Annotated in this window: 10 protein-coding genes and 2 pseudogenes; 5 read left to right on the top strand and 7 right to left on the bottom strand. The window is 54.2% G+C overall.

Features of this window, described 5'->3' with window-relative positions; genetic code table 11:
- Window positions 1–217: 217 nt before the first annotated feature.
- The gene (locus ACLQ7H_RS15640; RefSeq protein ID WP_411753485.1) at window positions 218–361 is read right to left on the bottom strand and encodes a hypothetical protein; all 144 of its coding nucleotides are present in this window, start codon (window positions 359–361) and stop codon (window positions 218–220) included.
- Here ACLQ7H_RS15640 and ACLQ7H_RS15645 point away from each other — a divergent pair.
- A pseudogene (locus ACLQ7H_RS15645) lies at window positions 315–826 on the top strand (LysR substrate-binding domain-containing protein); the annotation flags it as partial. The gene ACLQ7H_RS15640 and the pseudogene ACLQ7H_RS15645 sit on opposite strands and share 47 nt — an antisense overlap.
- A gap of 16 nt (window positions 827–842) precedes the next feature.
- Here ACLQ7H_RS15645 and lsrG read toward each other — a convergent pair.
- The 6 genes from lsrG to lsrA are packed head-to-tail and all read right to left on the bottom strand — an operon-like array spanning window position 843 to window position 6,774.
- Window positions 843–1,133, bottom strand: a complete 291-nt coding sequence (gene lsrG / locus ACLQ7H_RS15650; RefSeq protein ID WP_411753477.1) for a (4S)-4-hydroxy-5-phosphonooxypentane-2,3-dione isomerase — start codon at window positions 1,131–1,133, stop codon at window positions 843–845.
- Between the two features lie 55 nt (window positions 1,134–1,188).
- Window positions 1,189–2,064: a 3-hydroxy-5-phosphonooxypentane-2,4-dione thiolase gene (lsrF, locus tag ACLQ7H_RS15655; protein ID WP_411753478.1), complete on the bottom strand. Its 876-nt coding sequence runs from the start codon at window positions 2,062–2,064 to the stop codon at window positions 1,189–1,191.
- A gap of 33 nt (window positions 2,065–2,097) precedes the next feature.
- On the bottom strand, window positions 2,098–3,120 hold the full coding sequence (gene lsrB / locus ACLQ7H_RS15660; protein ID WP_024486576.1) for an autoinducer 2 ABC transporter substrate-binding protein LsrB: 1,023 nt from the start codon (window positions 3,118–3,120) through the stop codon (window positions 2,098–2,100).
- 44 nt (window positions 3,121–3,164) lie between these two features.
- Window positions 3,165–4,166 (bottom strand): autoinducer 2 ABC transporter permease LsrD, encoded by a 1,002-nt coding sequence (gene lsrD, locus ACLQ7H_RS15665; protein ID WP_411753479.1) that lies wholly within the window; start codon window positions 4,164–4,166, stop codon window positions 3,165–3,167.
- Complete coding sequence (gene lsrC / locus ACLQ7H_RS15670) at window positions 4,163–5,212, bottom strand: autoinducer 2 ABC transporter permease LsrC (protein WP_411753480.1); 1,050 nt, start codon at window positions 5,210–5,212, stop codon at window positions 4,163–4,165. The genes lsrD and lsrC overlap by 4 nt, the downstream gene beginning before the upstream one ends.
- Entirely contained in the window at window positions 5,206–6,774 is a 1,569-nt protein-coding gene (lsrA, locus tag ACLQ7H_RS15675) for an autoinducer 2 ABC transporter ATP-binding protein LsrA (RefSeq protein WP_411753481.1), read from the bottom strand. Before lsrA ends, lsrC begins: the two co-directional genes overlap by 7 nt.
- 249 nt (window positions 6,775–7,023) lie before the next feature.
- Between lsrA and lsrR the strand changes: the two genes are divergently transcribed.
- The 4 genes and pseudogenes from lsrR to ACLQ7H_RS15695 all read left to right on the top strand — a co-directional run.
- Window positions 7,024–7,989 (top strand): transcriptional regulator LsrR, encoded by a 966-nt coding sequence (gene lsrR, locus ACLQ7H_RS15680; protein WP_411753482.1) that lies wholly within the window; start codon window positions 7,024–7,026, stop codon window positions 7,987–7,989.
- A 69-nt stretch (window positions 7,990–8,058) separates the two neighbouring features.
- Complete coding sequence (lsrK, locus tag ACLQ7H_RS15685; RefSeq protein WP_411753483.1) at window positions 8,059–9,651, top strand: autoinducer-2 kinase; 1,593 nt, start codon at window positions 8,059–8,061, stop codon at window positions 9,649–9,651.
- Between the two features lie 12 nt (window positions 9,652–9,663).
- Window positions 9,664–10,014 (top strand): cupin domain-containing protein, encoded by a 351-nt coding sequence (locus ACLQ7H_RS15690; RefSeq protein WP_411753484.1) that lies wholly within the window; start codon window positions 9,664–9,666, stop codon window positions 10,012–10,014.
- Between the two features lie 131 nt (window positions 10,015–10,145).
- Window positions 10,146–10,426: pseudogene (locus ACLQ7H_RS15695) on the top strand (hypothetical protein); the annotation flags it as partial.

The raw sequence follows: 10,426 nt of genomic DNA on the forward strand, positions 1-10,426 counted from the left end.
GGGTTCGAACCCTCGATACACTTACGCGTATACACACTTTCCAGGCGTGCTCCTTCAGCCACTCAGACACCTCACCGTACGTTGCGCGTTACTCAGTGCAACGGGGCGCTACTATAGGGAGAGTCGGTTAACCGGTCAAGAATATTTTTACGGTTTTAGCTCAGGTGGTTAAGCCGTCGCCGCTTTGCCGTAAATCAAGACCGGAAAACCGGTTTTACTAGCCCATCACCAACAGCACCGTCACCACCGTGGTTGAGAATCCCTGCAAGCCTTGAGCTATCAGCTTGCCGAACCAGGTAATAAAACCAGCGTTGTTGAACCGGGATAATGTTGATCTGGATATCAGGATCAACGATGACATTCCAGATAATTACATTGCCAAGCTGTTGGCCAAGACCAGCGCATCATTTGTGCATCACCCGCGTATATAAAACAGCGGGGGAAACCCGCAATGCTGGTGGATTTGCAGCATCATGACTGCCTGGTGACCAAGGAGCGTGATCAAACCATCGGCATTTGGGAGCTGGGAAACCAGTAGGGCAAAAAGTCGGTAAAAATATCCGGGCAGTTGTCGTCCAACGGCGGTGAGAGCGTCTTGCATTGGGCGCTGAATAGCAAAGGGATCATGCTGCGTACCGAATGGGATGCATCACCGTTTCTGCGCGATAGCGTGCTGGTGCGAGTTTTGCCCGACTACGTGCAGAGCGCCAACATCTGGGCGGTTTACCAGATACCGCTTTACACGTCGACCAAGCTGACGGTCTGTGTCGAGTTCTTCAGCCAATATTGCCGCAATATGGGAAGCGAGATTGCTCGCCCCACCTGAATAGTGGGGCGGAACCTCAGGGCATCAAACCAATAAAGACCGTCTTTTTACGTGGGCCGGTCATCAAAGATTCCAACTCTTTGACGCAGGCCAGATAGTGCGGGGTCGTTTTATGAAAAGCTACGGCCTGCTCATCGGCGTAGGCCTCGTAAATATAAAAGCGTGTTGGGATATCAGGGGCCTGTAACACATCGAAGCGCAGGTTGCCCTTTTCCTGGATCGCGCCTAGATGGTTTTGGCGAAACACCTCGATAAACCGTTCAACCTTGTCGTCATGAACGTTAATTTCGACCAGGGTAACGTGCATAATCAGCCTCCTTGAATGGGGCGAGCCTGGAAAACTGGCCCGCATTTCAGCCGTATCAGCCTTTTTCGCTAAGGAATAGTTCGTAGGCGTGTTCTACCGTTTCGTTCTGATGAACGATGGCGTGCACCGCCTTGATCATGGCAACCGGGCTTTCTGACTGGAAAATATTCCGCCCCATATCTACCCCGGATGCCCCTTGATCGATGGCCTGGAAGCACATCTCCAGCGCTTCGCGCTCTGGCAGCTTCTTCCCACCGGCGATAACGATGGGCACCGGGCAGCCAGCCACAATGCGTTCGAACCCTTTATCCACGTAGTAAGTTTTGATGATTTGCGCCCCCATCTCGGCGGCAATACGCGTGGCCAGTGAGAAATAGCGCTGATCGCGCGCCATATCTTTCCCTACGCCGGTCACCGCCATGGTGGGCATGCCAACTTTCAAACCCGCATCGATCAACTGGATGATGTTTTTAATCGACTGGTGTTCATGTTCCGTGCCGATATAAACCTGTGCGGCGACGGCACAGCTATTGAGACGCACCGCGTCGTCCATGGCGACAGCCACCGCCTCATTGCTCAACTCGGTCAGAATGGAGTTTGCCCCTGAAGCACGTAGCACGATGGGTTTGTTGGTGGCGGGTGGGATCACGCTTCGCAGAATACCCCGGGTACACATCAACACGTCGGCATGTGCAAACAGCGGCGCAATATTGATATCAATACGTTCCAGACCGGTCGTCGGGCCTTGGAAATAACCGTGATCAAAGGCCAGCATCACGGTTCTGTTGGTGCGGGGATTGAAAATGCGTGCCAGGCGGGATTGCATGCCCCAATCCAGCGCAGCGCACCCTTTTAAACTAAACAGGGCATTTTGCTGCGGCTTGTCGATATGGAAGTCTTTACCATCTTTGATGTCATCTAAATCAGCCATTGTCTTACTCCCTCCAAATAATCGTGCGATAGGTTAGAAGTTGTATTTGTCGATATTGTCTTTATTGAATACCACGCGCTCAGGCAGCAGCACGATGCCATTGCCCTTTGCCTGGTAGTCGTAGCCTTGTACGCTGTTTGGCGAAACCTCTACCTGGCCCACGCCTGGGATATCGAGTTTGTCACCAACCTTCAATTCGCCGTTTTTCAGCAGGGCGTTGGCCACGTAAACTGAAATTTTCCCCTGTTCGACCACGTCCCACAGGCCGAACTCTTTAACCGTGCCGCGCTGAATATAAGGGCGCATGACGTTTGGGGTGCTGAACCCCACGATCGCCACGTTGTCACGCTTGAGATTCTCTGCCGCCTGGGCCGCAGCGGGCAGGGCATTGGCATCCGGGGCGATAATGGCGTCCAGATCGCCGTAGGCTTTCAGGATCCCTTCGGCGGTTTGCAGTGACTTGGTGGCATCGTTGTAACCAAACTGTGTGGTGACCACTTCCCAGCCTGGATGGTCTTTCTCGATTTTACGCTTGGCTTCATTCACCCATTGGTTTTGGTCGGTGACCGTCGGGCTGGAGTAGAAGAAGGCGACCTTGGCCTTATCTTTCTTCACCTGATTGGCTGCCATATCGACCAACATGCCCCCGAGTTGGGCTGGTGTACCCTGATTGATGTAGTAAGAACGGCATTCTGGCTTGGTGTCTGAGTCCCAGGTCAATACCTTCACGCCACGCTGCATGGCACGTTTTAACGCCGGGCAGAGTCCTTCCGGGGAGACGGCAGAGACGATAATGGCGTTATAGCCCTGGTTGACGAAGTTATTTATCAACTGAACCTGGCCGGACACGCTAGGTTCGGTTGGGCCATCGTAGGTAACGTCAACACCCAGCTCTTTCCCCGCCTCTAGTGCTCCATTACCTCCGCTGGTGAAAAAACCGACGCCCACCAGTTTGGGGATAAAGGCAATACGCTCTGCTGCCTGTACGCCAATGCTTAGCGAAGCCATGCCGAGTACGCTCAAAAGCGCGATTTTTTTGATACGTTGTAAGGTCATGTTGTTCTCCGTATATCGCGGTGTCATAAGATGTGTGTCTCAGCTCAAACCTGTTGGCTGCTGCGTCGTCGTTGGAGCCACTCTCTGATTTGATGCCGGTGTAGGCTGACGGAGCGGCCAACGACGACAATAATCAGTAGCGCTCCGGAAAGTGCGCTGGAGATCTGGTTGGGCACGCCAGCCATTTGTAATCCCTGTTGCAGATAGCCGACCAGCAAGACGGCTACGGCGGTACCGAGAATGGAGCCAGAGCCGCCGTAAATATTCGCCCCGCCAAGCACCACCGCCGTGATGGCTGGCATCAGGAAGGAGGCACCGAGGTCGGAACGTGCCGAACCAAAGTAGGAAACCAGCAGCACCGCTGCGATGGCTGAAGCAAATCCGGTCATCGCATAGAGTGCGCACAGCGTTCGGTTAACCGGGATCGCACTGTATTGCGCTACGCGCTGGCTTTGGCCAATCAGGAAGATGTTGCGCCCAGCGTGTGTCCGGTGCATCAGCAGCCAGCACAGCAAAACACAGACCATAAAGAAGGCCAGTGGTACTGGCAGGCCAAACAGCGTCAGGTTGGCGAAATCGGTAAAGGCCATCGGGAATCCGCCGATGCCTTCATAGCCGGTGGCACCAGAGATGCCCGAAAGCAGCAGGGCGCTACCGCCAAACAGGTACATGGTGCCGAGTGTGATCACCAAAGGATTGATACCGGTGTAGATGATCAATCCGGCGTTGATCAAACCGCACAGGGCACCCAAGGCTAGCGTTATCGTAATTGCCAACGGCAAGGGCAGGCCCGCCTGGAACAACACCCCTAGCGCAATGGCGCACAGGCCTATGGTGGAGCCAAATGAAATATCAATGCCGCCACTGACGATCACCAGGGTTAACGGCAGTGCCACAATGCCGATACAGATAAAATCGCTGGTGCTGAACAGCAGAACATTAATGTCCAGCATGCGCGGGTTAACGACCCCGAATGCCAGGATCTCAATCAGCAGCAGGGCGGCCAGCGCCAGTTCCCAGCCAAAACGTCGCCATGGTGCCATCATGCGATCTCCCGTTTTTTTCCCGGTACAGGGAGTTGGGTGGAGTGAGGGGATGTTGGAGACGGAGGCGGGGGATCGATAAACCGGGCATATTTCTGGCGGCGGATATTCTTTTGCAGCGCGCAGCGCAGGCGGCCATCAAACACCAGAACCCCTAACAAAACCAGGCCAGCGATAAAGTCGTTCCACCAGGCAGGAATACGCAGCAATACCAGTACGCTGTCGATCTGCGTCAGGAAATAGGCACCCAGAACGGCCCCTATCACCGTGCCAGAACCCCCGAGCAGGCTGATGCCTCCTAGCACGCAGGCGGCAATGGCCTTCATTTCCAGGCCGGTGCCGGTCTGGTTGGGAATAAAGCCAATCTGCGCAGCAAACACGATCCCGGCGAGCGCCGCCATCAACCCATTAAGTGTGAAGGCGATGATACGAATGGCCTCGGTGCGGATCCCGAGTTGACGAGCGCCTTGCAGGTTGTCACCGGTGGCATAGAAACTGCGGCCAAATGAGGTCTTCAGCAGTAACCACGTCATTAACACCAGTAGCAGTAAGGTTAGCCAGCCAATCGGTGAGATACCCAGCAGCACCGGTGAAGAGAGCTGCTTGAGCGAGCTTGGCAACCCCTCGATCCATTTGCCGCCGGTCCACAACAGCATGATGCCGCGATAAAGGCCAAGGGTGCCCAGGGTGGCGACAATGGCAGGAATTTTAAACCAGGCTACCAGCACCCCATTAAAAAACCCGGCCAGCAAACCGAGCAGCAGCGTGACGCTAAAGGCGACGGGCAAGCTGTATCCGGCATTGAGCGTTATCCCGAGCAGCACCGCACACATCCCGGTGATGGAGCCGACGGAGACATCAATGTTACGGGTCAGCATGACCAGCGCCGCGCCGATGGCCAGCAACATCAGGATTTGCGAACTGCTGAAAATCATGGTCAGCGTCTGGAAACTGAAATAGCTGCTATCAATGCCCCCCAGTAGCGCAAACAGGCCGATGATGGCCAGCAGCGCCGTCAGCTCTCGGTTGTTTTGTATCATCTTTAGCATGAGGTCTCCCCGTTGGCATGAGGTTGATAGGAGGTAGGGGGTACGGTGTGTCGCTCGCCAAAGGCCATATGCATGATGGTATCCACAGCGATCTCGTCGCCGCACAGCGCGCTGCTTGCCACCTCGCCCTGGTGCATGATGCAGACCCGATCGGCCATCATGGCTATCTCTTCGAGATCGGATGAAATAAACAGGATAGCAACATGCTGTTGGGCAATGCTCCGAATGAGCTGATAGATATCGTTGCGCGCGCCAACGTCGACACCACGGGTCGGTTCATCGACAATCAGCAGCTGCGGTGCTGCTTCCAGGCATTTGGCGATCAGGATTTTTTGTTGATTACCGCCAGACAGGGTACGGGCCGGCTGTTCCGGATGGTTGAATTTGATATCCAGTGCCCGGCGATAACGTTCAAGCGTGGCGTTGTCACGCTGTGGATGAGCCCAGAACCCGCCGTTATTGTGGGTCAGGGCACAGACGTTCCAGGAGAGCGAGGAGTCCAGATACAGCCCGGAAGACTGCCGGTCTTCGGGTAAATAGATCAGTCCACGTTGCAATCTCTGGCGGGTGGTCAGTTTAGCGATCTCTTCACCATTGAGCATGATGCTGCCCGCACAGACTTGGCGCAATCCATACAGCGTTTCAGCTAACTCGGTGCGCCCGGAGCCTACCAATCCAGCTAGACCTAGAATTTCCCCTGCGTGGACGTCGAAAGTCACCTGCCGGAAGCCTTCACCGGTAAGCTCCCTCAATTGCAATACGGCTTTGCCCTGAGGGTTGGCTGGCCGATTGCCTGGCAGTTCAAGCCAGAGTTTCTGGCTGGCGGAGAGATCCACATTACGGGCCGCAGGGGTGATTGCCTGAATAATCTCATCCGTGGTCAGCGAGGCGGTTTTTCCCGTCAGGGCGATTTTGCCATCACGCATCACGCTGACGCGGTCGGCAATCTGGCGGATTTCCGGCAGCTTATGGGAAATAAAGACAATACCGACACCTTTGCCAAGCAGTTCGTGTAGACGGGAAAATAAGCGATCCGTTTCGGCAGGTGTCAGCGACGCCGTGGGTTCATCCAGGATCAGGATCTGGGAATCACGCATTAATCCCCGCATGATCTCCACGATCTGGCGGTCAGCGACATCCAACGACCCTGCCATACTGTTGGGCTCAAGCTTGCATCCCAACCGTTCAAGTAACTGCTGCATTTTTTCCACTGCGGCCCGCTTGGCTGGTAGGCCAAACAGAATATTCTCTTTAACCGACAGGCTGGGGAACAACAGCGGTTCCTGTGGCACCAGATATATCCCCAATTGATGGGCTTTTACCGGGGTCAGGTTGGCACAACGCTGGCCATTGATCTCGAGAGAGCCGCCGTCTGGAGGTACCACGCCAGCAATAATCTTCATCAGCGTTGATTTCCCCGCGCCATTACCACCGAGCAGGGCATGGACCTCTCCGGCATGCAGGGTAAAGTCGATGCCTTTCAGCACCTCGACACCGGAATAGTGTTTATTAATGTTTTGTACGCAGAGCAGAGGTGGATCTGAGTATTCACCGGTTTGCATCTTGCCTCCGTTCACTCGAAGATCAGTGGCTGAGTTGAACAAATATTTTTTAGAAAACTAATTGTTCATAACCTTAGTCAGGGTTTGGCGATAAAACCATCACTGCGATCACGTTTTTTGAATAATTGTTCTCTGTAAAAACTGATGTTCAAATTTGGTGTATATTTGTGGCATGACTCACAGCTATTGTTGCGCGATAGCGGAACAATTGTGTTCAAGATTTAAAAATGTTCAAAGAGAAGCGGATTTATGACGATAAATGACTGTGCATTGATCACCGAACATGGCATGTGTGAGGAGGAGCAGGTCGCCCGTATCGCCTGGTTCTACTATCACGACGGATTGACGCAAAGCGAGATCAGCGCCCGGCTTGGGCTGACGCGCCTTAAGGTTTCACGTTTACTGGAGAAAGGGCATCAGTCTGGGATCATTCGGGTGCAGATTAACTCCCGCTTTGAAGGTTGCCTACAGTATGAAGATGCACTGAAAAAGCACTTTGACCTGAAAAACATTCGCGTGTTGCCCGCCTTGGCCGAGGCTGACGACAGCGCGAGGTTGGGGATCGGTGCGGCACACATGCTGATGGAGTCCCTGCAGCCACAGCAGCTGTTGGCGGCGGGGTTTGGCGAGGCCACCATGAGCACGTTGAAAAGGTTGAGTGGCTTCATTTCTTCACAGCAAATTCGCCTGGTCACGCTTTCCGGTGGCGTCGGGCCATATATGACCGGGATTGGTCAGTTGGATGCCGCCTGCAGCGTTAGCATGATCCCAGCCCCGTTGCGCGCTTCTTCTGCCGATATTGCCCGCACTCTACGGGATGAAAATAGCGTTAGAGACGTGCTGTTAGCGGCTCAGGCTGCCGATGTCGCCGTCGTTGGCATCGGTGCGGTGAGTCAAAAAGATGCCGCCACCATTTTACGCGCTGGCTATATCACCGAAGGCGAGCAACTGATGATTGGCCGTAAAGGTGCCGTTGGCGATATTCTCGGCTACTTTTTTGATGCCAGCGGCGAAATCATTCCCGACATGCAAATTCATCAAGAATTGATAGGGCTGAGTTTGAGCGCGCTCGCCACCATACCTACCGTTGTTGGAGTAGCGGGGGGAGTTCCCAAAGCCGAAGCGATCGTGGCGGCCTTGAAGGGCGGCTATATCAACGCGTTGGTCACCGATCAGGACACGGCGGCAGAAATGCTCAAACTTATTGGCCAGTAAAGGTTATTAACGATGTAACAGACTGACTCACTGCCACACCTTGAAGCACCATCAGCCGAGGACAAACACATGGCTCGACTCTGTACTCCTATCACATCAGGCCAATACCTGATGGCTCTGGATGCCGGTACCGGTAGCATCAGAGCGGTGATTTTTGATTTGGAAGGCAATCAAGTCTCAGTAGGGCAAGCCGAATGGCAACATTTGGCGGTTCCTGATGTACCGGGCTCCATGGAATTCGATCTTGCCAAAAACTGGCACCTCGCCTGCCAATGCATCCATCAGGCATTAAAGATGGCGGCCATTGCGCCGGAGGCGATTGCGTCCGTGGCTGCGTGTTCAATGCGTGAAGGGATAGTGATCTATGATGCGCAAGGTCAGCCGATCTGGGCATGCGCCAACGTTGATGCACGAGCAACGCGTGAGGTCAGTGAGTTAAAAGAGCTGCATAACGACACTTTTGAAGACGAGGTCTACCGTTGTTCCGGGCAGACGCTGGCGCTCAGCGCAATGCCCCGGCTGCTGTGGTTGGCGCACTACCGCCCGGATATCTATCGCCAGGCCGCAGCGGTCACCATGATCAGCGACTGGCTGGCTTATATGCTCAGCGGTGAACTGGCGGTCGATCCGTCAAATGCCGGGACAACCGGTTTGGTTGATCTGGTGACTCGAGACTGGAGAAAAGGCCTGTTGGAAATGGCGGGCCTGCGTTCTGACATTCTTTCGCCGGTAAAAGAGACGGGAACGCCGTTGGGGGCGGTGACGGCCAATGCCGCCGCACTGTCAGGCCTGAGGGCGGGCACACCGGTGATTGTCGGGGGAGGTGATGTCCAACTGGGATGCGTGGGTCTTGGCATCGTCAGACCGGCACAGACCGCCGTATTGGGCGGAACATTCTGGCAGCAGGTGGTGAACCTCCCTGAGCCGGTTACCGATCCCAATATGAATGTGCGGATTAACCCGCATGTGATCCCGGGAATGGTCCAGGCTGAATCCATCAGCTTTTTTACCGGGCTAACCATGCGCTGGTTCCGAGATGCCTTTTGCGCCGAGGAGAAGCTGATTGGTGAACGTCTGGGCGTGGATACCTATGCCTTGCTGGAGGATATGGCCAGGCGTGTTCCATCAGGTGCCCATGGTGTTATGCCCATCTTCTCCGATGTGATGCGCTTTAAGAGTTGGTATCACGCCGCCCCGTCATTTATCAACCTGTCGATCGATCCGGAAAAGTGCAACAAAGCTACGCTGTTCCGGGCCCTGGAAGAGAACGCGGCTATCGTGTCGGCCTGTAATCTACAACAAATTGCCGAGTTTTCAGGTATCAAGGCCGATTCGCTGGTGTTTGCCGGTGGCGGTTCAAAGGGCACGCTCTGGAGCCAGATCCTGGCCGATGTCACCGGCCTGATCGTACGCGTCCCGGTGGTTAAAGAAGCTACCGCGCTGGGATGTGCGATTGCGGCTGGTGTGGGGGTGGGGGTCTATTCCTCGCTGGCAGATGCCGGGGAGAGCCTGGTGCGTTGGGATAGGGAATATATCCCGAATCCAGAAAACAGCGAGGTTTATCAACAGGCACGTCAAAAATGGTTGGCGGTGTACCTGGATCAACGTGGTTTGGTTGATCATGGGTTGACGACGTCAATGTGGAAGGCTCCCGGCCTTTAAAAGAGGGCAATCATGATCAAGACCAATGAAATGGCTCACGACTATCGCTTCGGCGACAATGGCCCGAAATACCTGATCCGTGGACCGATGTGCGATATGGGCGTCGTGGTGTTGCAGCCCGGGCAGTCATTCAGAAATCACCGCCACCAGGAGGTTTGCGAAGTTTTTTATACTCTCAGTGGAGAGGTGTGTCTGTATCTGGAAGGGGAGAAGCAAATGCTGCGTGAAGGGGATGTGTTGCAGTGCGATCCTGGCGAGGCGCATTTCCTGGTCAATACTGGCTCGGTTCCCTGGAAAGGGGTATTCGTGAAATCGCCACATGTTTTAGGGGACAGCCATCCCGCAGAGCCTGAGGGATATTAGGGAAAAAACCTGAGCTCCCGGCTTGAGGTTGGGTGAATTTAGCTTGTCGTGTTCTGTTTGACATGATAAATGAAATATAATAGCAAACAGGTGCTTAAAAATTCTATCCCCTCAGGGACAAGCGAGTAACAATGCAGATAATGAATGTAAAACAGGCCAGGATAATCAGTTTCATCTTTGTGATGGGGGGGATCCTGCTGCTGTTGCCGTTGCATCTTCTTACCTGCTTTATGGCTGGTTTTCTGGTTTATGAGATCGTGAATATCCTGACGCCACATTTTCAGAAGGTGATTGGCGGTCATCGGGCCAGATGGCTGGTTGTGGCGGTGATCAGCACTCTGGTGGTCAGCCTGTTGATCACCATTGTGGGTAGTATCGTCGGCTATCTGATGCAGGATATGAAGAATATCTC

Source organism: Serratia sp. (in: enterobacteria) (genome assembly GCF_046715635.1).
GTDB lineage: Bacteria > Pseudomonadota > Gammaproteobacteria > Enterobacterales > Enterobacteriaceae > Chania.

Excerpts from the sequence above, each read along its gene's own strand:
- ACLQ7H_RS15640 (WP_411753485.1), bottom strand. The coding sequence starts at position 361 with ATGTCATCGTTGATCCTGATATCCAGATCAACATTATCCCGGTTCAAC.
- lsrG (WP_411753477.1), bottom strand. The coding sequence starts at position 1,133 with ATGCACGTTACCCTGGTCGAAATTAACGTTCATGACGACAAGGTTGAA.
- lsrF (WP_411753478.1), bottom strand. The coding sequence starts at position 2,064 with ATGGCTGATTTAGATGACATCAAAGATGGTAAAGACTTCCATATCGAC.
- lsrB (WP_024486576.1), bottom strand. The coding sequence starts at position 3,120 with ATGACCTTACAACGTATCAAAAAAATCGCGCTTTTGAGCGTACTCGGC.
- lsrD (WP_411753479.1), bottom strand. The coding sequence starts at position 4,166 with ATGATGGCACCATGGCGACGTTTTGGCTGGGAACTGGCGCTGGCCGCC.
- lsrC (WP_411753480.1), bottom strand. The coding sequence starts at position 5,212 with ATGCTAAAGATGATACAAAACAACCGAGAGCTGACGGCGCTGCTGGCC.
- lsrA (WP_411753481.1), bottom strand. The coding sequence starts at position 6,774 with ATGCAAACCGGTGAATACTCAGATCCACCTCTGCTCTGCGTACAAAAC.
- lsrR (WP_411753482.1), top strand. The coding sequence starts at position 7,024 with ATGACGATAAATGACTGTGCATTGATCACCGAACATGGCATGTGTGAG.
- lsrK (WP_411753483.1), top strand. The coding sequence starts at position 8,059 with ATGGCTCGACTCTGTACTCCTATCACATCAGGCCAATACCTGATGGCT.
- ACLQ7H_RS15690 (WP_411753484.1), top strand. The coding sequence starts at position 9,664 with ATGATCAAGACCAATGAAATGGCTCACGACTATCGCTTCGGCGACAAT.